We start from the raw sequence: 26,581 nt of genomic DNA on the forward strand, positions 1-26,581 counted from the left end.
CTCAACCCTCGGCCGCTGTTACCAGTTCGGTCACCGGTTCCGTCTTCGGACGGGCGGCGCGCAGGATGAAGGCGGGCACGTCATCGCCAAAGCCGACAACGGGGGCGAAATCATCCATATCGTCGCGGCGGGGGCGGCGATCACGGCGGTCGTCACGATCACGGCGGGGATAATCGCCACGCTCGGGCCGCTGCTCGTTGCGGTCGAAACGCTCTGTCCGCTCGGACCGCTCCACCCGCGGCTCATTGCGTTCAGGCCGTTCGGTGCGCTCTACCCGCTCAGTGCGCGCCGGCCGCTCGTTCCGGTCACGGGTACGGCGGGGCTCGCGGGCTTCCGCAGTTTCCGGTGCAGCCTCCGTCTCCGTCCGCTCGCGCGGGGTGCGATCCTTGCGGCCGCGCGGGGCTTCGTCCCGCTTTGCCCGGACGCCACGACGGCGGCGGCCGTCATCATCAAAGGAAAGCTCGGCCGTTTCTATCCCTTCGATCGTGAAACGGGGGATTTCCTGATTGATCAGCTTCTCAATCGCCTGCACCAGCTTGCCATCTTCCGGCATGGCGATGGTGAAGGCACGGCCGGTCTTGCCGGCACGGCCGGTGCGACCGATGCGATGGACGTAATCTTCCGAATGATGCGGCGTGTCGAAATTGAACACGTGGCTGACATTGGAGATGTCGATGCCGCGGGCCGCCACATCGGAGCAGACCAGAAGATCAATGCTGCCGGCCTTGAAAGCCTCCAGCGTTTCCATACGCTTGGACTGCACCATGTCGCCATGCAGCGCGCCGGCATTGAAACCGTGCTTGACCAGCGAACCATGGACGACGGCCACATCCTTCTTCCGATTGCAGAAGATGAAGGCGTTCTTCACATCGTCGTTTTTCAGCAGGTGGCGCAGGGCCTCGCGCTTGTCTTCCTCATTCACCACCAGCAGATGCTGGGCCACGGTGGTGGCGGTGGAGGCGGGCGCGCTGACCGTCACCTCTTCCGGCTTATCCAGGAACTTGTCGGCCAGACGCTTGATCTCCGGCGGCATCGTGGCGCTGAAGAACAGGGTCTGACGCTTGCGCGGCAGCAGGCTGACGATCCGCTCGATATCCGGGATGAACCCCATGTCCAGCATGCGGTCCGCCTCGTCGATCACCAGAACCTTGATGTCGGTCAGCAGAATATTGCCGCGATCAAACAGGTCCATCATGCGGCCGGGCGTGGCAATCAGCACATCGACGCCGCGTTCCAGCTTCTTGATCTGATCGCCAAAGCTCTCGCCGCCAATCAGCAGCGCCATGTTCAGCTTATGGTACTTGCCGTAAAGCTCGAAATTGTCGGCTACCTGGGCAGCCAGTTCGCGCGTCGGTTCCAGGATCAGGGAGCGCGGCATGCGCGCCTTCGCCCGACCACGGCCCAGGATATCGATCATGGGCAGGGTAAAAGACGCGGTTTTACCCGTACCGGTCTGCGCACAGCCCAGCACGTCACGACCCTGCAGCACCCACGGAATAGCTTTTTCCTGGATTGGCGTCGGATTCTTGTAACCGACCTCATCAACGGCGCGCAGGACGTCGGGACCGAGCCCCAGTTCCGAAAACAGCATTAGACCTTCGTCAGGCATGTGTGACGTCGATCAAGACCGTGACGTCAGCGGCATGGATGGGAGTGACAAACCAACCGCTCGGCGATGGGCGCCGACCAGCCAGACAAAACCGACATGGGCACATGGGTTGGACCGGGTGCCCCCTATCAGCTAGGGTCGGCCCCTTCGATAACAATTCCAGCCTGTAAGAGCAAGGATTTCGGGCGATGACGCACCCCCCGCATGACGCAAGGCTGCCCCTCCTTCTGCTTCCGGGGCTGTTATGCGATGCGGCACTCTGGTCGCATCAGGTGCGCGACCTCGATGATCTGGTGCAAAGCCGGGTGGCTGACCTTACCCAGGCCGATTCGATTGCCGTGATGGCGGAGCAGGTGCTGGCGACGGCGCCCCCGCGCTTTGCCCTGGCGGCCCTGTCCATGGGGGGCTATGTGGCGTTCGAGATCATGCGGCGCGCGCCGGAGCGGGTCCTGGGCCTGTGTCTGGTGGATACCAGCGCGCGGCCGGATACGGATGAACAGCGCAAACGACGTCAGGCTCTGCTGAAATTGGCGCAGAGCGGGAAGTTCAAAGGCGTGACGCCGCGCCTGTTGCCAACCCTGATCCACCCGGATTTCGCCAATGATCCCGCCATTGCCGGCGTGGTGATGGAGATGGCGGAGCGGGTGGGCCGCGACGCCTTTCTGCGTCAGCAGACAGCGATTCTGGGGCGGGTGGACAGCCGACCCGGCTTGGCGGCAATCCGGGTGCCGACATTATGTATTGTCGGTGCTGATGATCAGGTCACCCCACCGGACAGATTGGCCGAGGTGGCTGCCGCTGTGCCGGATGCCCGGCTGGTGGTGCTGGAGCATTGTGGCCATCTGGCCCCTTTGGAGCAGCCCGGCGCTGTGACGGCCCTGATGCGTGAGTGGGCGGCTATGGTGCGGTCAATCCAGTGATTTGATTTCGCCATCGCGGAATATGTATGTCTGCCCCGTCCCCGATGGCGGGGCGGTGATAATTACATTGGCATGTTCAACTGACCCGGTTGCCTTTTCTGGGATCCCGGTTTCATGGCCATTGGCGATGAGTGGCTGTTCATCATGCTGGCCTCCAGACCCAGTTGGCTGTCGCGGGTTGGCAATTTTTATTCTCACAGGTTCCTGATTTGATTGGATTTTTACTGATTGATACAGAAAATTTTTTCTTTTTTATGAATTTATTTACTGAACTTGGCTTTACTGATTCGAATTCGAGTTTTTAATATGTGGATGAGCGGGGAAAATTAGTAAAGGCACCTATCTTTTAGGTTGGTTATCTCTGATTGGCCCTCGGTGAATGGCAGGGATATGTTAACGAATGACCGTTAGCTTATTTCTGCTAACACCTGTCCAACGACTTCGGTCTCTCCTGCACATGAAAAGCACCACCTTAGATGGCCTCGATATCGACTATGTGTCGATCAGCGCGGCGGAGATCGAGCAGGTGCTGCAATTGCATCGCCGGTTCCTTCAGGGGCAGCGGGGCGGCATCCGGGCCTGCCTTAAGTTCTATGATCTGTCACGGGTCCGCCTGCAGAATGCGCTTCTGGTGGAAGCGGATTTTACGGGCGCAAAACTTTCCGATGCCGATCTGAGCGGCGCCAATCTGCGGGGAGCCTGCTTCTTTGGCGCTGATCTGCGCCGGGCCAACCTTTCCCGTGCCACCATGATCCGGGCTGATTTGCGCGGCGCCGCGATGCGTGGTGCGTCACTTGCCCGTGCCATCCTGACGGAAGCGGATTTGCGCGACGGTTATCTGATGCGGTCCAAGAACGGTGACTTGTCGCCCTTGAGCCCGAACCAGAATGCGACCGAACTGTCAGAAGCCACGATGATGCGTGCCGATCTCAGCCGCGCGAAACTGTCCAATGCCTTCGTCATCCAGGCCGATTTGCGCGATACCGATCTGCGCGGCGCGATGTTTGTCCGGGCCGACCTCAGCGGATCGGACCTGACCGGCTGCAATCTGGAAGGGGCGGATCTGTCCGATGCCAATCTGTCCGGCGCCAAGCTGGACGGAGCTATTCTTACCCGCGCCCTGTTGCGCAATACCAACCTTTCGTCAGCCAGCCTGCTGGGCGCGCTGCTGGATGAGGTTGATTTGTCGATGGCCAATCTCAGCGGGGCGGATACGCTGCGCCGGCTGGATGGAATCGACGGCGTGCTTGGCAATGCCCTGCGCCAGCACCGGGAATGGATTGTCTCCAACGGTCATAAGGGCAAACGGGCAGACCTTACGGGGATTGATCTCAGCGGTCAGGATCTCTCCAACCTCAACCTTTCCGCGGCGATCTTGAAACAGACCTCGCTGCGCGGCGCCAACCTGTCCGGCACGGTGCTGGCCATGGCCGATCTTTCCATGGCGGACCTGCGCGAGGCCCAGCTTCCCAAGGCGGATTTGCGTGGGGCCTGCCTGGAACGGTCCATCCTGCACGATGCCGATCTGACCAACATCATCGCGTCGCCTATGGAACTGCGTAACGGCCAGAACTGGCCGACCAATTTCAGCAAGGCGCGGCTGGTCCGGGTGAATATGTCTGGTGGCAACTTGGTCGGTGCCAGAATGGAAGATGGGGATTTCACCCAGGCTAACTTGCAGAACGCTGTGTTGCGCGATGCCGTGATGACAGACACGATCATGACCATGGCCGACCTGCGGGAGGCGGACTTGAAGAATACCGATCTGCGGGGTGCGCGCAATCTGGTGCTGCCCCTGCCCGATATGGTCTGATCTGCATCTTGCGGCACCGTCAACGTAACGCTAACGTGCCGCCGGATTATATGATGTGCCCACGGGTGCCTTACAGATGATGCGGTCCCCTCCAGCGTGACCGCATCTGGGGGAATGAAATGAGCTTCGCCGTCATTGGTATCTTTATCGCCGCTTCCGTACTGTCCGGCATCTGCATTGCGGTTATCAAGGCGCCGGAAGGTGATGGCGACCATGGCCATCATGGCCACGGGCACGGCCACCACTAAGCTGGTAGGTGCCGGGCGGAACGCTATTTGATCAGCCGCAGCAATTCCTTGAATTCGGGCCGGTCATAGCGTTCCAGCCATTCGAAGACCACCATCTCGCTGCTGACCAGTTCCACCTGATGATGGCGCAGGCGGTCTAATGCCGCCTGCTTGTCCGAGGCGCGGCGGGAACCGATGGCATCGGTTACTACCGCCACCTTCAACCCCAGACCGGACAGGCCCAGGGCCGTCTGCAGCACGCAGACATGCGCCTCCGTCCCCGCCAGCAGGATGGTACCACCGGCCGCCGCCCAGGACAGGAAATCCCCCTGGTTGCTGGCGGCGAAATGCACCTTGCCGAACCGTAATGGAATATGGGCGGCCAGCCGTGCCGTGGTGGGACCGATCCCTTGCGGGTTCTGTTCCGTGGCAGCGACGGGAATACCCAGCCGCTGGGCCGCATGAACCAGCACTTCACAGCGGGCCACCACCTGGTCGGCCCCGTCGATCGCGGCCAGAAGCCTGTCCTGCACATCAATGATGGCCAGCCGGCAGGCGCGGGTCAGCAGCAGGGGGCGGGGATCGGGAAGCGGGTGGGGGGTCATCGGCAATTCCTGTCGCTGGCCTTCCGGCGATATGCCGCATGGCTTCCATGCGATGCCCTTCACGGTTCTGTGAGCCGTGTCACTGGCAAGGCGGGGCCGTGCGGCTATCGTCTGCCCATCATCCAATGTCTGACTGTAAGGATCAAGGTGATGCACCGCTTGTCATTGGCGGGCACGGCATTGTTTTTGTTTCTCGGCGCCTGTACCGGAGCCGGGGTGCCGGTGACCCAGACCCCCGTTCAGGTAGCCGACGAACACCCCCATTTCGCCGATTGCGCCCGCTACACCCAGGTTGCCCTGCCCAAGACGGACGATGCCGGTAACCGGGCCAGCGCTTTGGAAGCCTGTCTGGCCCAGCCCGTACAGATGGCTGCCCGTCCCTGACCAGCGCCGTGCTTAAACAGTAGTGCCCGTCTTTGCCGGTTTTGCCTGCAAGACCAGCAGCAGCAGGGATCGGCCGGTGAGCATATAGGTACTGCCGGCTTTTGCCGGGGCCAGTACCGCATCCGCCTCCAGATTGGTGTCCAGCAAAGGCTGCCAGGATTGCCCGCCCGGTACTTCCGGCAGGGTGAAGGGCACCACATCATGATGGGCATTCAGCAGCAGCAATAAGGTGTCGTCACCGCCCGACCGTTTGATGCCGGTGGCCTGCGCCCGCCCGTCCAGCAGCATGCCCAGACACCGGGCGTGGTTGTCATGCCATTGGCCATGCTGCATCTCCGTTCCGGAGGGGGTCACCCAGGTGACATCCTTCACATCCAGGTCCGGATTATGCTGCCCGGTCAGGAACCGTCCCCGCCGCAGCAGGGGATATTGCGCCCGCAGCGCCAGACAGCGGCGGACGAACCGGGTCAGGTTCTCGCCCGCCGCGTCGATCCCTTCCCAATCCAGCCAGGTGATCTCATTATCCTGGCAATAGGCATTGTTGTTGCCATGTTGGGTACGGCCAAACTCGTCCCCTGCCAGGATCATGGGTGTGCCTTGGGCGAAAAGCAGCGTGGCCAGCATGTTGCGCTTCTGCCGTTCCCGCAGGACCTGGATGGCTTCATCCTCGGTTGGGCCTTCCGCGCCATGGTTCCAGGACAGGTTATGGGAATGGCCGTCGCGGTTATCCTCCCCGTTCGCCTGATTATGCTTGTCATTGTAGGAGACAAGGTCATGCAGGGTGTAACCGTCATGCGCGGTGACGAAATTAACCGATGCGTAGGGCTTGCGGCCCCGGCGGTTGAAGACCGCCCCCGATGCCGTCAACCGGTCGGCCAGTTCCGGCAACTGCCCCTCATCGCCCTTCCAATAGGCGCGCACCGTGTCGCGGAACTTGTCGTTCCATTCCGTCCAGCCCGGCGGGAAACCGCCAACCTGATAGCCGCCCGGCCCGCAATCCCACGGCTCTGCGATCAGCTTCACCCGTGACAGCACCGGGTCCTGCCGGCAACTGTCCAGGAAGCCGCCGCCCTCGTCAAAGCCATAGGGTTCCCGGCCCAGGATGGTGGCAAGATCGAAGCGGAAGCCATCGACATGCATTTCCTCCACCCAATAGCGCAGACTGTCGGTGACCATCTGCAGCACGCGCGGGTGGGACAGGTTCAGCGTGTTCCCCGTGCCCGTCTCGTTGATGTAATAGCGCTTATTGTCCGGGATCAGCCGGTAATAGCTGGCATTGTCGATGCCTTTGAAGGAAAGGGTCGGCCCCAGTTCATTGCCTTCAGCCGTGTGGTTGTAAACCACGTCCAGGATCACCTCCAGGCCGGCATCATGGAACTGGGCGACCATCTGCTTGAATTCGTTGATCCCGCCGCCAGTGGCGGAATATCCGGGCTCCGGCGCGAAGAAGCCCAGCGAATTATAGCCCCAGTAATTGCGCAGGCCCCGGTCCAGCAAAGGCTGATCCTGCGCGAAGGCATGGACGGGCATCAGTTCGATGGAGGTGATGCCCAGGGCCTTCACGTAATCCACGATCTCCTTCACCGCCATGCCGGCATAGGTGCCGCGCAGATGCGCCGGCACCAGGGGGTGGCGCTTGGTCATGCCCTTCACATGCGCTTCATAAATGATGGTCCGGTCCCAGGGCACGCAGGGGTGCCGGTCATGGCCCCAGGTGAAGGCGGGATCGACGACGCGGCATTTCGGCATATGCGGCGCGCTGTCCCGCCGGTCGAAGCTGAGATCCTGCTGGCTATGGCCCATGCGATAGCCAAAATGCGAGGGGTGCCAGTTGATCTGTCCCACCAGCCCCTTGGCATAAGGGTCCAGCACCAGCTTGTGCGGGTTGAACCGATGGCCGTTCTGCGGATCGTAAGGCCCATGCACCCGGTAGGCATAGACAGTGCCCGGCCGCGCCTCCGGCAGGTAACCATGCCAGACCTCGTCAGTATATTCCGGCAGGGTGATGCGTTCCAGTTCCCGCTTGCCCGCATCATCGAACAGGCACAGTTCCACCTTGGTGGCATGGGCGGAGAACAGGGCGAAATTGACCCCCAACCCGTCCCAGGTGGCCCCCAGCGGATAGGGTAGACCTTCGGCGATGCGGGACGCGCGCTTGATTTCGGCCATGGGTGTATCCGGGGTAGGTGGTTCGGGCGGGTGTGCAGCAGAAACCCCCGCCCGCAACCGTTGTTCCCCAGGGATTTTATTGCACTGCAAGGAACGGGGCCTGCGCCTTGCGGGTTAACCCTGCACTGGATCATCGCGTGGGGTGGCAAATGGCGGATCAGGGCAGCATGGCCGGTGGTGGGGGTACGGGGAAAGGGCGCGCCCACCACATGGATTTCGGCGCGCAGATCGGCGCGGATGGCCAGGTCCGCTTCCGGCTGTGGGCCCCGGCGCATGATCATGTTCGGCTGGCGCTGGATGAGGGGGCGCCGCTGGATATGGTGGCGCTGGGCGGCGGCTGGCACGAACGGACGGTTCCCGCCGCCGGTCCCGGCAGCCGCTACCGCTATATGCTGACCGATGGCACGCCTGTTCCGGACCCCGCCTCCCGCTTCCAGCCTGATGATGTGCATGGCGCGTCAGAGGTGATCGACCCCCTGGCCTATGAATGGCAGGAAACGGCCTGGGCCGGACGGCCCTGGGAAGAGGCGGTGATCTATGAACTGCATATCGGCACCTTCACGCCGGAAGGCACGTTCCGCGCCGCCATTGAAAAGCTGGACCATCTGGCCGGGCTGGGTGTGACGGCGGTGGAGATCATGCCGGTGGCGGATTTCCCCGGTCAGCGCAACTGGGGCTATGACGGGGTGCTGCCCTTTGCGCCCGATAGCGCCTATGGCCGGCCAGAGGATTTCAAGGCCTTCATTGATGCCGCCCATGCGCGCGGCATCATGGTGCTGCTGGATGTGGTCTATAATCATTTCGGGCCGGAGGGGAATTATCTCCACGCCTATGCGCCCACCTTCTTCACCAGCGCCCATCGCACCCCCTGGGGCGATGCCATCAATTATGATGGCGAGGGCAGCGAGGTTGTCCGCGCCTTCTTCATCGACAATGCGGTCTATTGGATCACTGAATTTAATCTGGACGGGCTGCGGCTGGATGCTGTGCATGCCATCCTGGATGACAGTCCCCATCATCTGCTGGAAGCGCTGGCGGAACGTGTGCGCGCTGCCGCCGGCCCCCGGCCCGTGCATCTGATCCTGGAAAATGAGGAGAACGAGGCCCACCGGCTGGATCAATCCTTCACTGCCCAGTGGAATGATGATGTTCATCACGGCCTGCATGTCGCCGTGACGGGGGAGGATGCCGGCTATTATGCAGATTATGCCGGCCAGCCTGAGCTGCTGGCCCGCGCCCTGGCCGAGGGCTTCGCCTTTCAGGGCGAGGTGATGGAATATCGCGGCAGTGAGCGCGGGCAGCCTTCCGCCCATCTGCCGCCGGCCCGGTTTGTCGCCTTTCTCCAGAACCATGACCAGATCGGCAACCGCGCCTTTGGCGACCGGATCACGGCAACCGCCGACCCGTCGTCGGTGCGGGCGGCGGCCAGCCTTTACCTTCTGTCCCCGCAAATCCCCATGCTGTTCATGGGGGAGGAATGGGGGGCCAGCACACCCTTTGCCTTTTTCTGCGATTTCGGTCCGGAACTGGCCGATGCGGTGCGCGAGGGGCGGCGAAAGGAATTTTCACGTTTCCCGGAATTCCAGGATGCCGCATCCCGCGCCCGTATTCCGGACCCGACCGACGTTGCCACGTTCCAATCATCCAAACTGGATTGGCTGGAACTGGAGCGTGCGCCCCATGCCGGGTGGCTGGACTGGTATCGCCGTATCCTCGCCGTGCGCCGGTGGGAAGTCACCCCGTTATTGCCCTTCATTGCCGGCCATGCCGGGCAATGGCACTGCATCGGTCAGGGCGGGGTGCGTGTTACCTGGCAGGGAGGGGATGGGTGCCGGTTGACAGTGGCGGCCAACCTTTCCGCCACATCGCAGGATGATTTCCCGCCGCCGGTTGGCCGCCTGCTGTGGCTGGAAGGGCAGGGGGAGGGGCACCGGCTGGGGCCTTGGTCGGTACGCTGGATGGTGGAGGATGGGTAAGGCAGCGCCGGCGTCTGTTCTGCACGACCTCCCCTCTTGTCCCTGTCTGGAGCCTGCCCCCATGTCCCATCCGCGTCCGCCTGTGCCGCTGGCCACCTACCGCCTTCAGTTCCGCAAGGAGTTTGGCTTTGATGCGGCGGCCGATGCCGCAGCCTATCTGGGGCGGCTGGGCGTCAGCCATGTCTATGCCTCGCCCTATCTGCTGGCCAGACCGGGCAGCACCCATGGTTATGACATTGTGGATCATGACCGTCTGAACCCTGAACTGGGGGATGAGGCTGCTTTCCAGCGCATGGTGGCGGCGTTTCGGTCGAACCATCTGGGGCAGATTCTGGATTTCGTGCCCAACCATATGGGCGTTGGCGGATCGGATAACCCCTGGTGGCTGGACGTGCTGGAATGGGGGCCGGACAGCGTCTATTCCGGCTGGTTCGATATCGACTGGGATTCCGACAAACGTTACCTGCAGGGCAAATTGCTGGTGCCGTTCCTGGGGGATCAATATGGCGCTGTGCTGGCGGCGGGTGACCTGGAACTGCGCTTCGACGCGGCGGCCGGCAGTTTCGCCATCTGGGCTTATGGCGCCCACAAGCTGCCCATCCGCCCCTGTGATTACGCCGCCATTCTTGGCAGTGACCTTCCTGTGCTGGAAAGGATCGGCGATGCCTTTGCCCATCTGTCCGCCGACCATCCGCATGAGGTTCGCCGTGCGCGGGAATTGCAGGCCGAACTGGCGGCCCTGGCGGGTGAGGATGAAACCGCTGCCGCTGCTATCGCCGCATCTGTGGCGTGCCTGAATGGCGTCGCCGGTGATCTTGCCAGCAAAGCGGCGTTGGACGGGCTGATCCAGCAGCAGCATTGGCGCGCCGCCCATTTCCGTGTTGCGGCGGATGACATTAATTATCGCCGCTTCTTCAATATCAATGAATTGGCCGGCCTGCGTATGGAGTTGCCGGAACTGTTCGACCATGCGCATGGGCTGGTCTTCCGGCTGCTGCGTGACGGGGTGCTGGAGGGGCTGCGGATCGACCATGTCGATGGCTTGGCCGACCCCAAAGCCTATTGCCAGCGCCTGCGGGCGCAGGCGCCCATGCCCTTCTATCTGGTGCTGGAAAAAATCCTCGCCCGCCATGAGGGGCTGCGGGAAGATTGGCCGGTGGAAGGCACCACGGGTTACGAATTCACCAATCTCGTACTGGCCCTGCTGGTCGATGGCGCGGGGGAAGCGGCGTTAAGCCAGCTTTATGCCGGCTTCACCGGCCAGGACCAGCCTTTCGCCGATCTGGTCCGCGAAGCCAAGATGCGGATCATGGAAAATGAAATGGCGGGAGAGTTGAACGCCCTGGCCCGCGATGCGGCCCGGCTGGCGCGGCAGAACCCCCGCACGACGGATTTCACCCGCAATATCCTGGCCCGGGGCCTGAAGCAGATTGTGGCGGCCTTTCCCGTCTATCGTTCCTATATCGATGGCGGCACAGCCACGGCGGAAGACAGGCGCGACATCGACTGGGCCGTGGCCCATGCCCGCCGGCAGGCGCGCGAACTGGATGGCAGCGTGTTCGACTTCCTGCATGCCCTGCTGACCACCGATCTGGTGGCCGCACCCGGCAGCGGGTACAGCCGTTCCCAGACGGTGCGGCTGGCCCGGCGGGTTCAGCAATATACCGGTCCTGTCATGGCCAAGGGCTTGGAGGATACGGCTTTTTACCGCTATAACCGCCTGATTGCGGTGAATGAGGTAGGCGGCCATCCCGACCATCTGGGCATCTCCCTATCCGCTTTTCACAAGACAAATGCGGATCGTGCCCGCCGCTGGCCCCATGCGATGCTGGGAACATCCACCCACGACACCAAGCGCGGGGAAGATGTGCGTGCCCGGCTGGCGCTGCTGGCCGAGATGGCAGAGGAGTGGGGGCGGCAAGTGGCGGGCTGGAGCCGCATCCTGCGTGCCCGTCGCGGGGATCTGCAAGGGGGCGCACCGCCGGACAAGAATGACGAATATCTATTCTATCAGCTTCTGCTGGGTGCATGGCCGGCGGAACTGACGGGGATTGGCATTCCCGATGCCGATGCGCTGAAGGCTTTCAGCGACCGGATCGAAGGGGCGCTGGTGAAATCCATGCGGGAGGCGAAGCTGCATAGCGGCTGGGCCGCCCCCGACATGGTTTATGAAGAGGCGATGCTGGGCTTCGCGCGTGATGCGCTGGACCCGGCACGCCCCGCCTTTCTGGAGGCCTTCCTGCCCTTCCAGGCGCGGGTTGCGGCGCTGGGCGTTTCCAACAGCCTCGCCCAGACCCTGGTGAAGCTGACGGCCCCTGGTGTGCCGGACATTTACCAGGGGGCCGACCTGTGGGAACTGAGCCTTGTGGACCCTGATAATCGGCGGCCGGTGGATTATCCTGCCCGGATGACCCTGCTGGACCGGCTGGAACCCGCTTTGGCCGAAGACCCGGCGGGTGCATTTGCCCGGTTGCGGGAAGGCTGGGGCGATGGGGCCGTAAAGCTGGCTTTGACGAAGCAGGTGCTGGCCGTGCGGTCAGCCCATAATGACCTGTTCCGCGATGGCGCTTATGAGGGGCTGCTGGCCGAAGGTGTGGCGGCGAACCATCTGTGCGCCTTTGCCCGCCGGGAGGGGGACAAAGCGGCAATCACGGCTGTGACCCGGTTTCCCGCACGGCTGGAGGAAGCCGGCGGATGGGGTGATACCAGCCTGACATTGGGCACCGGCATCTGGCGCGATGCCCTGACGGGCCGGCGTTTCACGACGGGGGAGGTTTTGGCGACTGACCTGTTCGCCATTCTGCCCGTGGCGCTGCTGCTGCCGGATTGATCCGGCCACCAGCGAGCCTGGATAGGGGCAAGCCGATTTTCCGCATCCCCAAAGGGCAAATGCGGAAAATCGGCAGAAATTCGGAGAAGGCTTAGCGGCGCAGGCTGGCCTCACGCCGCGCCTGGGGGCCGCAGGTTGTCAGGCCGCGCGCGGCCCCCAGAGACAGGCCTGCAACCGGCGTCGCGATGGCCGGCGTTTTCGCCGCCGCCATGGCCTGGCTGGAAGTGGTTTTCTGAATAGCAGGTGCCGCCAAGGGCGGCGCAGTTTCGGTGGTCATTGTCTCGATCCCCATGGCCCGTTTCCCCTGATTGGACCCCCGCGCACCGGATGGAAACACCGTGCGGGAAGAAAGGTTCCCCTGGTAGCCGGATAAAAGGTGGGAAACCACCAAACCGGCCTGCCCGGCCGGAACGGCACGGGCTGATCAATCGTTGCCATGGAAGGATGGGCGAAAAACCGGCTGCTCGCAACCGCGATATGAGGGTGTCCGCCCGGAAACCGCCTGGAGAGGGAGGCTTGAGATGCCGGCAAAGTCAAAGGCGCAGCAGAAGGCGGCCGGGGCCGCCCTGTCCGCCAAACGGGGCGACACCAAGGTGGGCGACCTGCAGGGCGCTTCCAAATCCATGTATAAATCCATGGATAAGAAGCAGTTAGAGGATATGGCCGCGACCAAGCGCAAGGGCAAGCCAGACCATGCCAGCAAATCCTGACGGCCGGCTTTTGTAAAAGGCCGACACGGGTGACGAGGGAGGATGGTATGCGGCGCGCGCTGAAATGGGGTGCCGGATTGTTCGCCGGCCTTATGCTGATGTTGATCCTGGTCGTTCTTCTGTTCGATTGGGGACGGCTCGCCCCTTGGGCCGCGAACCGCCTGTCGGCCATGAGTGGCCGGGAAGTGACCATCGAAAAGCTGGATATTGACTGGTCTTGGCAGCCCTTGATCACGGTTGAAGGGCTGACGGTGGCCAATGCGGCCTGGGCCAAAGAACCCTTGATGGCAGAGGTGGAGCGGGTGCGCATGCGCGTTTCCCTTCCCGCCCTGCTGCGGTTGCGCTGGGAACTGCCGGAACTGGCAATCATCCGCCCGCGGGTGCGGCTGGAGCAGAATGAAGAAGGAGTGGCGAACTGGGATTTCACGGCGGGCAAACTGGCCGCAGAGGCCACCACGCCTGATGACCGTACCGAAATGCCCCTGATCGGCGATTTCCTGATCGAGGAAGGGGCCCTGTCTTATCGCGACCGGCGCAAAGGCATTGATTTTCGCAGCCGGATCAGCAACGTCGCGGCCCGCGACACGGATCGCAAGGTGCGGGTTGAAGGCGATGGCACCATTGAACGCAAGCCCTTCACGGTCACGCTGGTTGCCGGGTCCTTGATGAGCCTGCGCGCGGCTGAGGATCCTTATCCCGTGCGCCTTGACCTTGCCGCCGGCGGCACAAAGCTGGCGCTGGATGGCACGATGCGCGATCCGATCCGGCTGGAGGGGGCGGACTTCCAACTCTCCCTGAGCGGTCCGGATCTGGCGGAAATCTTCCCCATTTTCGGCATCCCCACGCCCACGACCGCGCCTTACAGCCTTTCCGGCCGCATGCAGCGGGATGAAGGGCGATGGCGGGTTGATGATCTGAAGGGGGAAGTGGGCGAAAGTGATTTGTCCGGCAGCGTCGCCATTGACCCGCGGGAGGAAATACCCCTGATCCAGGCCAATCTTCTGTCCCGCAAGTTGCGCCTGATTGATCTTGGCGGCTTGATCGGCCTGGACCCTGGCGAGGAAGACCCGTCGGCATCCGTTGCCCCGCCGGGAAAAGTCCTGCCTGATGTGCCGGTGGAATTGGCGCGGCTGCGTGCTGCCGATATGGAAGTGCAATTTACCGGACAGAATGTCGTGGTGCCGGACCTGCCTCTGCGGGAAGTGGATTTCCACCTGATCCTGAAGGGTGGGCAGGCCCGGCTGGAACCGCTGCGCTTTAAGGCAGAGATCGGGGAGATTGCGGGTACCGTGGTGCTGGATGGGCGCCAAGATGTGCCGATCGGGAATTTCGATCTGGGCATTCGTAATCTGGGCCTGCGGCCCTTTTTCAAAGGCACCCGGTTTGAGCCGGAAACGGAGGGTGCGTTGGCTGGCCGTATCCAATTGCAGGGGACGGGCAGTTCCCTTTCAGACATCCTGGGAACATCGGACGGGGAAGCGGTCCTGGTGATGGAGAATGGCACGCTCAGCCACCTGCTGGTGGAACTGGCGGGGCTGGATGCGGCGGAGGCCCTGGCCAATCTGATCGCCGGCGACGATGCCATCAACGTGCGCTGCTTTGTCAGCGATTTCGATGTGAAGAAAGGCATGATGCAGTCGCGTACCCTGGTGCTGGACACCACCGATACGAACATAAAAGGCAAGCTGGCGCTGGATCTGGGTCAAGAGCGGCTGGAGGGACGGCTGCAACCGCAGCCCAAGGATTTCAGCCCCCTGTCGGCGCGTGTGCCCATCACCCTGGGGGGCACATTCAAGGAACCGGCCGTTGGGGTGGAAGGCGGAAAACTGGCCCTGAAGGGTGGGGCGGCGGTGGCATTGGGCGTCTTGCTGACGCCGCTGGCTGCCATCGTGCCCTTCCTGGATGCCGGTGGTGGGGAGGACAGCCCTTGCCGCAGTCTGATCAACCAGGCCCAGGCAAAGTGAAAGCGTCTGTCAGGGAATGGCCGTGTTGGGTGTGACTGTTGCAAACTGCCGGTAACGCTGGAAGCGGGCCGGGGGCGGATATTTGATCAGTCCCCGCAGGTGTGGCGGTGCCGGGATAAAGCTGCAGCGCCATTGCGACTGAAGCCGGATGCAAGGCACCAGTTCCACCTGCCCCGGCACGCCGGCATTGTCGGTCGATGGCAAAGGCTGCAATTCCCCGCGGGCAACCGCTGCCGCCCCTTCCTGGGTGTAACCGGCACCGCCGGCGGCCTCCATGATGCCACAGACATCCTCTTCCGCCTGGGCCAGCAACAGCCAGCCCTCGTGCTGGGCGTCGAAACAAAGCAGGCCTGAAGGGCGCAGGGAAAGGTAATGCTCGACAATGCCATGGATGGCAAACTGTTCGGTCACATATCGTTCAAAAAAAGGATCATGAAGAAAGGACCGGGCATCGAAAAAGGGCAATAAGGGCCGCGTCAGTTTGCGGAAATAATGCTGGGGGGCGTCTGCGATGGCAGTGCGGAGCTGATCGCGGATGGTGGGATCATGCTTCATGAAAAACAGGTCGATCAGTCCTTCATTGAAGGCGTGGATCGCCACCCGTTCATCGGCCTTGCCGGTCAGCAGAATGCGCTTGGCAGCGGGTGATTCCAGCCCCCGGAAGAAGGAAAGCCCATCCATCCCCGGCATGTCATAATCGGCAATGATGGCGCTGACATCCTGATGCCGCGTCGGATCCCCGGCGACATCCACGATCCGTGAGCAATGCAGACGGACGCCCCGATCCGTCCAATCGCCCGGCAACTCCGCCAGATCGGATTCCTGCAACGGCGCCAGCAAATGGTCGATCCGGGCCCGCCCATCCCTGTTGACCAGGGCGGAAAGCGCGGTGGCTGGATGTTCAAAGGCGTCACACCGCAGCGCGCGGCCCAAGGAAAAGGCCAGACTCTCCAGGAAATGCGCATCATCGTCAACGGCAGCAACCGTTGTTGGAAAGCTGTAAGGAGGGATCCTGAAGGTCATTTCGCCATAGGTCTCAATAGCCTGTGCCGGCTGGGAAGCTTATCCGAAACTGGGTGAATGATCCATGTAAAGACGTAACATTGATTGTGCCACCAATATCTTCTACCGCCTTTTTGCAGAAAGCCAAGCCCAATCCTACGCCGGCGGTGCCCCCCCACATCGTGGCAAAAGGGCGGAAAAGTTGCGCCAGCCGATGCTGGGCAATGCCTATTCCTGTATCACGAACGACGAGGTGATGTTCGTCGCGGCCCTTTTCAAGGCGGATGACCACCTCACCTTTCCCAGCTTCTGCGGTGGCACGAAGGGCGTTGCGCAGCAGGTTATGGATCACCTGGGTCAGCATGACCGGCGAGGCGTTGACCATGAAATCATCTTCCAGCGCCAGGATCACGCGCCGTCGCTCCTCTCCCCGGAAGGGGAAGCGGTTCATCGCATCGGTAACAGTGACGGCCATGGAGACGGCGCGCATATCTTCCGTTTGCCGCCGTGGGCCTGACAGGTTGGTCAGCATCATGTTCAAGACGCTGTCGGCGAACAGGCCGTGCCCTTCGATTCTCCGCATCGCCAGCAGCAGGGCATCGGCTTCTGCACGGGCGGCCGGGTCCAGTGAAGTTTCCGCCAGCAATTGGGCCATCCGTTCCCGCACCGTTTCTGCATCCAGGCGCACGCCCAGAAGGGGGGTGCGCATCTCATGCGCGATGGTGCCGCCGACCGCGCGGGCGGATTGGATACGGTCATCTGCCCGGGCCAGCGCCTCGGCATAGTTGAATATCGTTCCGGCGGATAAAACGAAAAGGTATATGGGCCAGCCGTCAATAAAGCCTTGGGGCGGGTTTTGACCTGTTACAATAAAATAAGAAATAATCCCGATCAGCGTGCCGAAAATGGCCGATAGCATGAAGGCAATAGCATCCATAACCAGCGCTAAATATAAAAATGAAGCAATAAATGAGGTTTGCCAAGCAATATTTGCTCCATTCATTAATGACATATATGAAAAAAATGACGGCAATGCCATTGTACAAAATATAATACCATAGGATGGCATCATATTTCGTATTTTCTGCGGAAGCCATTTTTCGATAATGAAAGGTATCGCAGCGACTGCGCCGAGAAGCCGTAAAGTTAAATTCTCATACGTTTGTGGGTAGATATAAGTCCATATCACCCAATAGGCGGGAAATCCAAAAAATCCAATAACGCCGAGAAGTTGAAGTTTCGTACGTACATGTTCATACTGTATGCGGCGTTGTCTGGCCGCACGCCGATGAAGGTCCCGCAATAGCGTGTATATATCCACGAGTGACCTTTCAGACATAAATGCAAACAAATTCGACTTAAAGTTCCTGGCGCGGTTGTTGGGAGGCGCATTTTCCTCCCCCGCGTTTCCAGGAGCTTATCATGAGCGTTGCAAACACGGCACTCTTCACCCGTACCCATTTCCCCGCCTTCGCGCCGACCGACCCGGCCATCCTTGATGCCCGGATCCGGCAGGCCTATGCGGAGCGGGACAATCTGCATCGGTTGGACCGGCTGTTGAACGGGTCTGTTCCCGGCGCCGATGCCATTTTGATGCGGACCAACGATTATCTGGGGCTGGCGGCCCATCCCCGGATCATCGGGGCGGAGATATCCGCGCTGGAGGAAGGCGGGCATGGCGACAGCCTGTCCCGCATTTTCGCCCATCGCCGCGAAGACCGGCACCGCGCGTTCGAGCGGCGTCTGGCCACCTTGATGAAGGCGGAAGATGCGGTGCTGTGCATGTCTGGATATTGCGCCAATGTCGGGCTGATCCAGACCATCGCGCAGCCCGATATGCCCATATATCTGGACATGCTGGCCCATGCTTCCCTGTGGGAGGGGGTGAAGAGTGCCGGCGCTGTCGCGCGGCCCTTCCGGCATAATGATCCCGGCCATCTTGAACGGCAGATCGCCGCCTATGGGCCGGGGGTGATTGCCATTGATGCGCTGTACAGCACATCGGGCCATATCGCGCCGCTGGCTGCTTTTTGTGATGTGGCGGAACGGACTGGCTGTGTGCTGGTGGTGGATGAAACCCATTCCTTCGGCGCCCATGGCACGGATGGGGCGGGGTTGGTGGAAGCGGCCGGCCTGACGGGGCGGGTGCATTTCCGCACCCTGGGCCTGTCCAAGGCCGTGGCCAGCCGGGGCGGGGCTATCGTCTGCTCGGCCCGCAACGCCGATTTTTTCCGGTATGAATCCATGCCCATGATTTTCTCCACCTCCGTGCTGGCGCATGAGGTGGCGGGCTTCGAGGCGGCACTGGATGTCATCCGGGATGAGCCGTGGCGGCGCGCACGGCTGCACGCCAACCATGCAAGGCTGCGCGATGGGCTGGATGATCTGGGGTACAATGTTGATATCTCCGACAGCCAGATCATCGCGCTGGAGGCCGGCACCGACGATGCCATCATCGCCTTCCGCGACGCGGTGGAGCGGGAGGGGATTTTCGGGTCCGTCTTCTGCGCCCCGGCCACACCGCGCAACCGGGCCATCCTGCGCTTCACTGTTCATTGCAACTTGAGTGATGCGGATATCAGGGGTGTGTTGTCTGCGCTGGAGCGGGTGCGCGATGAGGTGGATGTCGCCGCCTGGGGCTCCACCCGGCGGCGGCGGGGACGGAACGGCCGTTCGGTGATGGCCGCCTGATCCTGGGAATAAACAGTAACATGGTGCCCGGACATCCGCTCCGGGCACCAAATTCCCGCCCTTGTGTTATCAGCAGGTCTGTTCCGACATTCCACGTTGCTGGAGGTCCGATATCCATGAAGCGCGCCATTCCGTTTCTTGCCGCCGCCTTGTTCCTGTGTGGGTTCGACCATGCACCGCCCTCCAGTCCCGCTGATCTGTATGGTGCGCTTTTCGTGGCGGTGCAGGAACAGCGCCTGTTCACCGACGGCAAGACTTTTGTGGATGCCGTGCCAAAGCGGCCAGCCGCCGCCATTATGGCCGATTATCATCGGGTGAAGCCGCAGGATACCCAGGCGCTGCGGGCGTTTGTGGAAACCAATTTCGCCCTGCCGGATGCTGTGGCGACCGAGGCTCCGCCCCCGCATGAACCCCGCGCCCTGCTGGCCCATATCGCGGCCCTGTGGCCGCAACTCACCCGATCGCCGTTGGACCCGCCGGCCGGCTCCTCCGCCCTGGGGCTGCCGGAACCCTATGTTGTGCCCGGCGGCCGGTTCCGGGAGATTTATTACTGGGACAGCTACTTCACCATGTTGGGTCTGATCGCCGACGGCCGCCAGGATCTGGTGGACAGCATGCTGACCGGTTTTGAAAGCCTGATCGAACGGTACGGCCATATCCCTAATGGGACGCGCACTTATTATCTCAGCCGGTCACAGCCGCCTTTCTTTGGCTTGATGCTGGATCTGGCGGGACCGGGGGACGCCGCCCGCGATGCCCGCCATCTGGCGGCGTTGAAGCGGGAATATGATTATTGGATGGACCGGTCCGGCTGCGCGGAAATCATCATCGCTTGCCGCCGTACCCTGCGCATGCCCGATGGCAGCGTGCTGAACCGCTATTGGGATGACCGCGACAGCCCGCGCGATGAATCCTATGCCGAGGATGTGGAGACGGCGGCGCAGAGCGACCGGCCCGCCGGCATCGTCTATCGCGACCTGCGGGCAGCAGCGGAAAGCGGCTGGGATTTCAGCGCCCGCTGGCTCGCCCATCCTGGCCATCTCCATACCATCCGCACCACCCGCATCGTGCCCGTGGACCTGAACAGCCTGATCTGGACCATGGAAAAGGCCATTGCCCGCCGGTGTCAGGCACTGGCGGACAGCGCCTGTGCCGCTGATTTCACCAGCAAGGCGGATGCCCGCGCCCAGGCTGTGCATCAATATCTGTGGGACGGGCGAGAGAACCGCTTCCAGGATTGGGATATGGATAGCGGCCAGGGCACCGGTTTTCTGTCCGCTGCCGCGCTTTATCCCCTGTTTGTCGGGTTGGCGACGCCGGAACAGGCCGCCAGCATGGCCAAGGTGACGGCGGATCACCTGCTGGCGCCCGGCGGCCTGCGGACCAGTCTGCGCTTCACCCATCAGCAATGGGATGCGCCCAATGGCTGGCCGCCGCTGCAATGGGTCGCCATTGACGGGCTGGCCCGCTATGGCCATGAGGGATTGGCAAAGGACATTGCCGCCCGCTGGGTCGGCACCGTGGACCGCGCCTATCGGGAGACGGGACGGCTGCTGGAAAAATATAATGTGGAAGAAAGGCTGCCCGGCGGCGGTGGAGAATATCCGCTTCAAGACGGGTTCGGCTGGACCAATGGTGTGACTCGCGCCCTGATCGCCCGCTATCCGGACCTGAATCCCGACCGGTGAAGTGTCGGACAGGCAACCATTTTCGGCGCCATGCGTTTTTTGCTGCGCTGCGGCAAAATACTGTAACTTGAAGCCCAGGGTGACCCGCGCCCACATTATCCGTCTGTTTTGCGGAGCAGCAGGCCGCCCGCTCCTGAAGGATCGCCGGCCTGCCGGAGATTATGTGTGACTGCCTCATCCCCTGCTGTTTCCCGTCCTGGCCTGGTGCTGCTGGCCCTGGCCATGGGCGGTTTCGCCATTGGCACCACCGAATTCGCGGTGATGAGTCTGCTGCCCTATTTCGCGGCTGGCCTTGGCATTGACGAGCCGACAGCCGGCCATGTCATCAGTGCCTATGCGCTGGGTGTGGTGGTGGGGGCGCCGATTATCGCCGTTCTGGCCGCGCGGCTGTCGCGCCGCACGCTGCTGATCGGGTTGATGGCGATGTTTGCGCTGGCCAATGTGTTGAGCGCGATGGCGCCCTCCTATGGCTGGATGATGGTCTTCCGCTTCCTGAGCGGGCTGCCCCATGGTGCCTATTTCGGTGTGGCGGCGCTGGTGGCCGCATCGCTGGTCCCGCCGAACAAGCGGGCGCAGGCGGTGGCGCGGGTGATGCTGGGCCTGACAGTGGCCACCATCATCGGCGTGCCGGTGGCGAACTGGATCGGCCAGACAGTGGGTTGGCGCTGGGGCTTTGCCATTGTCGGCGTACTGGCGCTGCTGACTGTCGCCATGGTTTGGCTGTTCGCCCCGTCCGATAAGCCGATCCATGGTGCCAGCCCGATGCGGGAACTGGGCGCCCTGCGCCAGCGCCAGGTCTGGCTGACGCTGGGCATCGGGGCTATCGGCTTTGGTGGCATGTTCGCTGTCTATACCTATCTCGTCTCCACATTGCTGGAGGTGACGCAGGCGCCGGAAACCATGGTGCCGGTGGTGCTGGCTGTGTTCGGCATCGGCATGACGGTGGGCAATCTGGCCTGCGCCTGGGCGGCGGACCGTGCCGTGATGCCGGCGGCGGGCGGTATCCTGCTCTGGAGCGCGGCATCGCTCGCCCTGTTTCCCTTCGTCGCCCATAATATCTGGGCGGTAACGGCCTGCGTCTTCTTGATCGGCTGCGGCGGGGGCTTGGGCACGGCCCTTCAGACCCGCTTGATGGATGTGGCCAAGGATGCACAGACCCTGGCGGCAGCGCTGAACCACAGCGCCTTCAATACGGCCAACGCGCTTGGCCCCTGGTTGGGCGGCATGGCGATCGCCGCCGGCCATGGCTGGACGTCTACCGGCTGGGTCGGCTGCGCGCTGGCGCTGGGCGGTTTTGCCATATGGGTGCTGGCGGTGCTGGATGACCGCCAGCGCCGCCCCCTTCCAGCGGTCCAGGGCGCCTGATCTTCAGGACCGTTTCTCCCACTTGGTAAAGGCGCTGAGGGCTTTTTGCGGGCTGGTCGTGTACCAGGCATACCCGGTCCGCCGCTCTTGCGAGATACCCATGACATCATCATGGATGGTCTTGTCACGGTCGCCGAAGACCGGCTTGTTGCCGTCCAGGGAGTAGAAGCGCGACCAGAGTGGCTTGGCCCCCTGTTCGGTCACCAATTGATAGCCTTGATCGCTTTTGACCCAGGCGCGGTCACGGATGACGCTGGTGTTCAACCATGCGACACCGCCGCGGATGGCCTGCTTCACGGCATCGGATGGGGCCTCGATCTCCATCAGGAACAGCAGGATACGCGCGCTTTCCGTGCTGGAAAGGGCGGCTGGTTCAAAATTCCGTGCAGATGTGGGGCGCAGGGTCAGGGCATCATGCTGCTGTCCCCATCCCAGGCGTTTGCCGTCCTGAACCACCTGGGTTTCGACGATGCAATGAATGGCGGCATTGGTGGCTTCCAGGGCGCGTGTGCGGATGGCAGGGGGCACGAAGCCGAACCCATCCCTGCCCGCCGCAATATCGCTCAGCAATTCCGCCACATGCACCAGCGCATCGTCATTATAGGTAATGGCGTCGTGATAGCCGCCTTCCAGCGGCCAGACCTGGGGCCAGCCGCCATTGGGAAATTGCGAGGCCAGCAGGTACTCAATACCTTTCAAGGCGGCGTCGCGATAAGGCGCAGCTTCTTCTGGCGCTAGCTGGCTGACAACTTGGGCCAGGAACCGGATTTCCGTGACCGTGGCGTCATTATCGATGGTTCCGACATAGTGCCAATCCCGGTCGCGGGCCGCGTCCAGATCATTGGAGCCGGATTTGACCTTGGCGACATTCTCCCCCGTATAATGCTGCCCAGGCAGCCGAAGGGCACCGTCACGGGGCTGGTTCTTGCCCCAGCCGCCGGCGGGGGTCTGGAAACTGACAATCACATCTGCGACATGCCGTGCCGCTTTGCTGGTGTACCAGGCCGCCGGTTTATCAAGCGGCATGGTGTCGGCACCTTTCCCCTCTGCCGGGGGCGGTGGCAGGGGCTGGCCTGGGGCCAGCTCGGCGGCCAGACTGGCCTTATCCCTGGATAATTGGGCCTCTGAACGGGCCAAATATTCCTGCCATGCTGCGCGCTGCGTGTCGGGCAGGGAGGAGACCCGCGACGGTGTCAGCGCGCTGGCCGCCTCATTCATGCCAATCACGGCGGCAGAGGCGACGGTGGCGGGAATGAGCAGGTTGGAAGCGAAAAGCGGTATCAACAACGCAATACGTTTCACGGACGGTTCCTCTTCCTGTTCAGTTTATCGTTCCCGTCTTTATCGGTCGTACTTGCCGGTGCCCCGATAGGCGGGTGTTTGCAACGGTTGCACCTTGCCGGGTGCCATCCCTATTCTTGGGTGAACGATATGACACCGGTTTCCATCCGTCAATATAAGCCGCTGTAACGACTTGGGGCGTGGCTCTGGCTTTGTGAAACTAAAAAGGGGCGACAGATGATGTCGCCCCTTTCAAGGAATATCCGGGACGGACGGTCCCGATATTACTCTTTGTTAGTTCGGCGGGTTGCCCCCACCCACAACCACCGACGGATCGAAATCGAACACGCGGCAGAACTGCGCATCGGTCAGGTCGGGGCGGGGGAAAAGAACGGACAGATAGCCCATCATCTCCCACTCGCCATAGGGAGCGGTGATGGACAGCGGGGCCTTGGCGGTGAAGATGATGGCGGGGTTGCCATCGACTTCCGTGGCAGTCCCCTCGTTCCATTCCCGGATCACATAACCGGCGCTTTCCGTATCATAGGGCGACAGGAACGGCTGCCGTGCGCTGCCGGCCGGAACGCAAACCAGCGTCAGGTCCTTCAGCGACACCAGGCTTTCGCCATGGGTCAGGGCCACCACTTCGATATCCAGCGTGTCGCCCGGATCGAACGTGTAGGAACCGGCAAAAGCACCGGAAGTATTCATCGAGGAAACGCCATCCAGCAGAATAACGTTCTGCAGGCTGACGGTCATCTGACGGGCGTCGAAAGTAAGTTTAAGCTTGTATTGCTTGGGCTCGGTCATGAAGTTGGCTTTCCTGAAGGGTCGAAAAGATGCACTTAAAGGGATGTCAACAATAGAGAATACCGCGGGTCCTGGCGTAACGACGCCAGTTCAGGGTCGCGGGCGGCTTCCTGTGGGGCATAGCCGGCCTTCAATGCCTGACCCAGCAGATCCAAGGCCTGATCCCGTTGGCCCAGGATTTCGGATGTGACGACAGCGTCAAAAAGAATTTCAGGGGTCGGCTTGGCCAGGGCCGGGGCCAGGGCAGCCAGGGCTTCTGCACTTTCGCCCAGTTTGGCATGATAAAGTGCCGCCTTGCTGTTGCGCCTCGGGTTATCCGGCTCATCCTTCAGCAAGGGGGCCAGCAGCCGCAGCGCCATCCGGTAAGCGGATTGCGATTCCTTTTCCTGCCCGGTGCTCCAGCGATAGGCGTCCGCCAGATTGCCCCAGGTCAGATAATTATTGCCATTATCTTCCTGCGTCAGCCGTTCAAACGCCTGGGCAGCGCGCGGATATTCCCCCAGGAAGTAAAGATAGGTGCCCAGATTATTATACAGCATCCAGTGGGGGCGGATGCGCAGGCCCTGCTGGATGGTCAGCACGGCATCGGCGGTCCGGCCCTGCATATGCTGGGCCGCGCTGAGATTAGCATAGCCCAGGGCGCTATCCGGCGCCAGTTCCACGCATTTGGCAAAAACCTGTTCAGCCTGCGAATATTCCGCCCGCTGGAAGTATATCCGGCCTAGCTGATAATAAAAAACGCGATACTGGGGATGCTTCTCAATCCCTCGCTGATAGATGGCGATGGCTTCATCCTGCCGGTCGTCACCCTGATAGAGAAGGCCCAGACCTTCCAATGCCAGCACATTGTCCTGTTCGAGGGTCAGCGCGGTCTGGAAATGCTGATAAGCCGCTTCCTTGTTGTTGGCATAGGTTTCCGCCCAGGCCACCGCGATACGCGTCAGGGCAAGCTGGTTGTCCAGGGATAATGCCAGCCGCGCTTCGGCATCCGCCTGGTTGAGGGTTTTCGGGTTTGCTTCTTCTTCCGTGTACCGGCGGAACAGGGCGAGGCTTAACCCGGCGGTGGCGGCGGCATTGCGCGGATCACGGGTCAGAACGGACTGGAATGTGTTGATCGCGCCGTCGATCGCGCCCTTATCGTCCAGATGGTACAGATAATTCACCCCCTGGCCGATCTGCGCCTGCAGGCTGGGGGCGGCCTCAATCCGCCAGGGGATCATGTCCTGCCCCCAGGCCAGCATGAACAGGGCGACGGGCGCGGCGATCAGCAGGCCCACCGCCAGGGGGCGGGGCCAATATCGGGCTGGGGGATCATCGGCCGGCGCCATGGCTGCTGCCACGGCCAAGGGCGGCAGAGGGCGGGGCAGGGGCAGCACCAGTGCGCCCCCGGCCCCGCTGGCGATGCGGCCCAACGTTTCCCGAACCGTGTCCATGCTGGCTGGCCGGCCTGTGGGCGAGGTGGCCAGCATCGCATCCACCAGATTGCACAGGGTGGCGGGTATTTCCGGGTTGAGCAGCGACAATCGTTCCGGACGGCTGTTCAGGATGCGCTGCATGGTGGCGCCTTCGCTGCCGGCATCGAAAGCGCGCCGGCCTGCCACCATCTCGTAGATCAATGCCCCGAAGGCGAACATATCCGTGCCGGCATCCGGCTTGCCGCCCATGAAAAGTTCAGGCGCCATATAGCTGATGGTGCCTTGCAACCCTTCCGTGGTTCCCCTGGCGCTGGCCAGGGTATCCTGGGCGTCCTCAACACAGGAAAGACGCGCTAGCCCGAAATCCACCAAGAGTGGCCGGGCCTGTTGATCGATGATCACATTGCCGGGCTTGATATCGGCATGGATGACACCCTGCTGGTGAGCAGCGGCCAGCGCATCGGCCAGTTGCCAGGCCATTTCCAGGGCGTTTGCAAAGGGAATGGGGCCGTGACGCAGGCGGGCGGCCAGCGTTTCCCCGTCAATATGCTCCATTGCCAGGACGGTACGATCACCATCCTGCTCCAGGTCGAAAATAGCGACGATATTAGGATGCCGCAGGCGAGCCAGCGCACGCGCTTCCCGCAAGTGGTTTTTCAGTAAATCTGCCGGCATGCCGGCAGAACGCAAAATCTTCAGCGCAACGGGGCGATTAAGAACACAATCGGTCGCTTCGACAACGGTCCCGTAGGAGCCGGAACCGATAGTACGTTCAATCCGATATTTGCCCAGCGTCTGCGTGAGCATTTGCATCCCCTCCGTCACAGCGATCCCAATGTTTACGCATTAACCCGTCTGTATGGTCGCTGGAAGGATACTCTCCACACCGGAAATATAAGACAGAAGCTAGTCTAAATGGGTAGACCACGCAAGGTGGATGATCTAATGTTTCCGCATTGCAATGAAAATTGTTCATGTCAAGAACATCAACACTTCAGGGAGCGAATTTTACATCATGATGGCAGCAGCGTGCGTGAGGGCTGATTGAACGACGCGACCGTGGCGCCTACGCTTCCCTGGGGTTTGCCGTGGAGCCGTGAAGGACATACAGTCCTATGTCTC

Annotated in this window: 20 protein-coding genes; 11 read left to right on the forward strand and 9 right to left on the reverse strand. The window is 61.9% G+C overall.

What is annotated here, in order from left to right; translation table 11 throughout:
- Position 1: 1 nt before the first annotated feature.
- Complete coding sequence (locus G473_RS26140) at positions 2-1,591, reverse strand: DEAD/DEAH box helicase (RefSeq protein WP_051330100.1); 1,590 nt, start codon at positions 1,589-1,591, stop codon at positions 2-4.
- Between the two features lie 206 nt (positions 1,592-1,797).
- On the opposite strand from G473_RS26140, the gene G473_RS0109820 reads away from it, so the two are divergent.
- The 3 genes from G473_RS0109820 (at position 1,798) to G473_RS31080 (ending at position 4,590) form a co-directional block, all read left to right on the forward strand.
- Positions 1,798-2,529: an alpha/beta fold hydrolase gene (locus tag G473_RS0109820; RefSeq protein ID WP_029012956.1), complete on the forward strand. Its 732-nt coding sequence runs from the start codon at positions 1,798-1,800 to the stop codon at positions 2,527-2,529.
- 457 nt (positions 2,530-2,986) lie between these two features.
- Complete coding sequence (locus G473_RS26145; RefSeq protein ID WP_051330101.1) at positions 2,987-4,342, forward strand: pentapeptide repeat-containing protein; 1,356 nt, start codon at positions 2,987-2,989, stop codon at positions 4,340-4,342.
- A gap of 119 nt (positions 4,343-4,461) precedes the next feature.
- Positions 4,462-4,590, forward strand: coding sequence for a hypothetical protein (locus G473_RS31080; protein ID WP_281169916.1), 129 nt, complete (start codon positions 4,462-4,464; stop codon positions 4,588-4,590).
- Between the two features lie 23 nt (positions 4,591-4,613).
- On the opposite strand, the gene G473_RS0109840 is transcribed toward G473_RS31080, so the two are convergent.
- Positions 4,614-5,174, reverse strand: a complete 561-nt coding sequence (locus tag G473_RS0109840) for an isochorismatase family protein (RefSeq protein ID WP_051330102.1) — start codon at positions 5,172-5,174, stop codon at positions 4,614-4,616.
- Positions 5,175-5,324: 150 nt separating this feature from the next.
- Between G473_RS0109840 and G473_RS0109845 the strand changes: the two genes are divergently transcribed.
- Positions 5,325-5,558 carry a hypothetical protein gene (locus G473_RS0109845; RefSeq protein ID WP_029012958.1) on the forward strand — a complete coding sequence of 78 codons (234 nt, stop codon included), beginning with the start codon at positions 5,325-5,327 and terminating at the stop codon, positions 5,556-5,558.
- Between the two features lie 12 nt (positions 5,559-5,570).
- On the opposite strand, the gene glgX is transcribed toward G473_RS0109845, so the two are convergent.
- Positions 5,571-7,727 carry a glycogen debranching protein GlgX gene (gene glgX, locus G473_RS26150; RefSeq protein ID WP_051330103.1) on the reverse strand — a complete coding sequence of 719 codons (2,157 nt, stop codon included), beginning with the start codon at positions 7,725-7,727 and terminating at the stop codon, positions 5,571-5,573.
- Positions 7,728-7,876: 149 nt separating this feature from the next.
- Between glgX and treZ the strand changes: the two genes are divergently transcribed.
- Positions 7,877-9,703 (forward strand): malto-oligosyltrehalose trehalohydrolase, encoded by a 1,827-nt coding sequence (gene treZ / locus G473_RS26155; RefSeq protein WP_245580030.1) that lies wholly within the window; start codon positions 7,877-7,879, stop codon positions 9,701-9,703.
- 61 nt (positions 9,704-9,764) lie between these two features.
- Positions 9,765-12,533: a malto-oligosyltrehalose synthase gene (gene treY, locus G473_RS0109860; RefSeq protein ID WP_029012959.1), complete on the forward strand. Its 2,769-nt coding sequence runs from the start codon at positions 9,765-9,767 to the stop codon at positions 12,531-12,533.
- A 91-nt stretch (positions 12,534-12,624) separates the two neighbouring features.
- On the opposite strand, the gene G473_RS0109865 is transcribed toward treY, so the two are convergent.
- A complete protein-coding gene (locus G473_RS0109865) occupies positions 12,625-12,810 on the reverse strand; it encodes a hypothetical protein (RefSeq protein WP_154667343.1) in 186 nt (61 codons plus the stop codon).
- A 244-nt stretch (positions 12,811-13,054) separates the two neighbouring features.
- On the opposite strand from G473_RS0109865, the gene G473_RS0109870 reads away from it, so the two are divergent.
- Complete coding sequence (locus tag G473_RS0109870) at positions 13,055-13,243, forward strand: DUF3008 family protein (protein ID WP_029012961.1); 189 nt, start codon at positions 13,055-13,057, stop codon at positions 13,241-13,243.
- Between the two features lie 47 nt (positions 13,244-13,290).
- Entirely contained in the window at positions 13,291-15,207 is a 1,917-nt protein-coding gene (locus G473_RS0109875; RefSeq protein WP_029012962.1) for an AsmA family protein, read from the forward strand.
- Positions 15,208-15,216: 9 nt separating this feature from the next.
- Here the strand turns inward: G473_RS0109875 and G473_RS29170 are convergent, their stop codons facing one another.
- The gene (locus G473_RS29170) at positions 15,217-16,230 is read right to left on the reverse strand and encodes a response regulator (protein WP_029012963.1); all 1,014 of its coding nucleotides are present in this window, start codon (positions 16,228-16,230) and stop codon (positions 15,217-15,219) included.
- Positions 16,231-16,243: 13 nt separating this feature from the next.
- Entirely contained in the window at positions 16,244-17,530 is a 1,287-nt protein-coding gene (locus G473_RS0109885) for a sensor histidine kinase (protein ID WP_210163275.1), read from the reverse strand.
- 101 nt (positions 17,531-17,631) lie between these two features.
- Between G473_RS0109885 and cqsA the strand changes: the two genes are divergently transcribed.
- The 3 genes from cqsA to G473_RS26170 all read left to right on the forward strand — a co-directional run bounded on the left by cqsA (position 17,632) and on the right by G473_RS26170 (position 21,953).
- Positions 17,632-18,900 (forward strand): alpha-hydroxyketone-type quorum-sensing autoinducer synthase, encoded by a 1,269-nt coding sequence (gene cqsA, locus G473_RS26165; RefSeq protein ID WP_051330104.1) that lies wholly within the window; start codon positions 17,632-17,634, stop codon positions 18,898-18,900.
- A gap of 116 nt (positions 18,901-19,016) precedes the next feature.
- A complete protein-coding gene (treF, locus tag G473_RS0109895) occupies positions 19,017-20,588 on the forward strand; it encodes an alpha,alpha-trehalase TreF (RefSeq protein ID WP_029012965.1) in 1,572 nt (523 codons plus the stop codon).
- A gap of 165 nt (positions 20,589-20,753) precedes the next feature.
- Positions 20,754-21,953, forward strand: coding sequence for an MFS transporter (locus G473_RS26170; protein WP_035706450.1), 1,200 nt, complete (start codon positions 20,754-20,756; stop codon positions 21,951-21,953).
- A gap of 3 nt (positions 21,954-21,956) precedes the next feature.
- Here the strand turns inward: G473_RS26170 and pelA are convergent, their stop codons facing one another.
- The 3 genes from pelA to G473_RS29175 all read right to left on the reverse strand — a co-directional run bounded on the left by pelA (position 21,957) and on the right by G473_RS29175 (position 26,266).
- Positions 21,957-23,255, reverse strand: a complete 1,299-nt coding sequence (gene pelA / locus G473_RS0109905; RefSeq protein WP_029012966.1) for a pectate lyase — start codon at positions 23,253-23,255, stop codon at positions 21,957-21,959.
- A gap of 273 nt (positions 23,256-23,528) precedes the next feature.
- Complete coding sequence (locus G473_RS0109910) at positions 23,529-24,044, reverse strand: hypothetical protein (protein ID WP_029012967.1); 516 nt, start codon at positions 24,042-24,044, stop codon at positions 23,529-23,531.
- Between the two features lie 35 nt (positions 24,045-24,079).
- Positions 24,080-26,266 (reverse strand): serine/threonine-protein kinase, encoded by a 2,187-nt coding sequence (locus G473_RS29175; RefSeq protein WP_051330105.1) that lies wholly within the window; start codon positions 26,264-26,266, stop codon positions 24,080-24,082.
- Positions 26,267-26,581 lie beyond the last annotated feature (315 nt).

The organism is Niveispirillum irakense DSM 11586 (assembly GCF_000429645.1).
Taxonomy (GTDB): Bacteria; Pseudomonadota; Alphaproteobacteria; order Azospirillales; family Azospirillaceae; genus Niveispirillum; species Niveispirillum irakense.

Coding starts and splice junctions, on each gene's coding strand:
- G473_RS26140 (WP_051330100.1), bottom strand. CDS start 1,591: ATGCTGTTTTCGGAACTGGGGCTCGGTCCCGACGTCCTGCGCGCCGTT.
- G473_RS0109820 (WP_029012956.1), top strand. CDS start 1,798: ATGACGCACCCCCCGCATGACGCAAGGCTGCCCCTCCTTCTGCTTCCG.
- G473_RS26145 (WP_051330101.1), top strand. CDS start 2,987: ATGAAAAGCACCACCTTAGATGGCCTCGATATCGACTATGTGTCGATC.
- G473_RS31080 (WP_281169916.1), top strand. CDS start 4,462: ATGAGCTTCGCCGTCATTGGTATCTTTATCGCCGCTTCCGTACTGTCC.
- G473_RS0109840 (WP_051330102.1), bottom strand. CDS start 5,174: ATGACCCCCCACCCGCTTCCCGATCCCCGCCCCCTGCTGCTGACCCGC.
- G473_RS0109845 (WP_029012958.1), top strand. CDS start 5,325: ATGCACCGCTTGTCATTGGCGGGCACGGCATTGTTTTTGTTTCTCGGC.
- glgX (WP_051330103.1), bottom strand. CDS start 7,727: ATGGCCGAAATCAAGCGCGCGTCCCGCATCGCCGAAGGTCTACCCTAT.
- treZ (WP_245580030.1), top strand. CDS start 7,877: ATGGCGGATCAGGGCAGCATGGCCGGTGGTGGGGGTACGGGGAAAGGG.
- treY (WP_029012959.1), top strand. CDS start 9,765: ATGTCCCATCCGCGTCCGCCTGTGCCGCTGGCCACCTACCGCCTTCAG.
- G473_RS0109865 (WP_154667343.1), bottom strand. CDS start 12,810: ATGACCACCGAAACTGCGCCGCCCTTGGCGGCACCTGCTATTCAGAAA.
- G473_RS0109870 (WP_029012961.1), top strand. CDS start 13,055: ATGCCGGCAAAGTCAAAGGCGCAGCAGAAGGCGGCCGGGGCCGCCCTG.
- G473_RS0109875 (WP_029012962.1), top strand. CDS start 13,291: ATGCGGCGCGCGCTGAAATGGGGTGCCGGATTGTTCGCCGGCCTTATG.
- G473_RS29170 (WP_029012963.1), bottom strand. CDS start 16,230: ATGACCTTCAGGATCCCTCCTTACAGCTTTCCAACAACGGTTGCTGCC.
- cqsA (WP_051330104.1), top strand. CDS start 17,632: ATGAGCGTTGCAAACACGGCACTCTTCACCCGTACCCATTTCCCCGCC.
- treF (WP_029012965.1), top strand. CDS start 19,017: ATGAAGCGCGCCATTCCGTTTCTTGCCGCCGCCTTGTTCCTGTGTGGG.
- G473_RS0109910 (WP_029012967.1), bottom strand. CDS start 24,044: ATGACCGAGCCCAAGCAATACAAGCTTAAACTTACTTTCGACGCCCGT.
- G473_RS29175 (WP_051330105.1), bottom strand. CDS start 26,266: ATGCTCACGCAGACGCTGGGCAAATATCGGATTGAACGTACTATCGGT.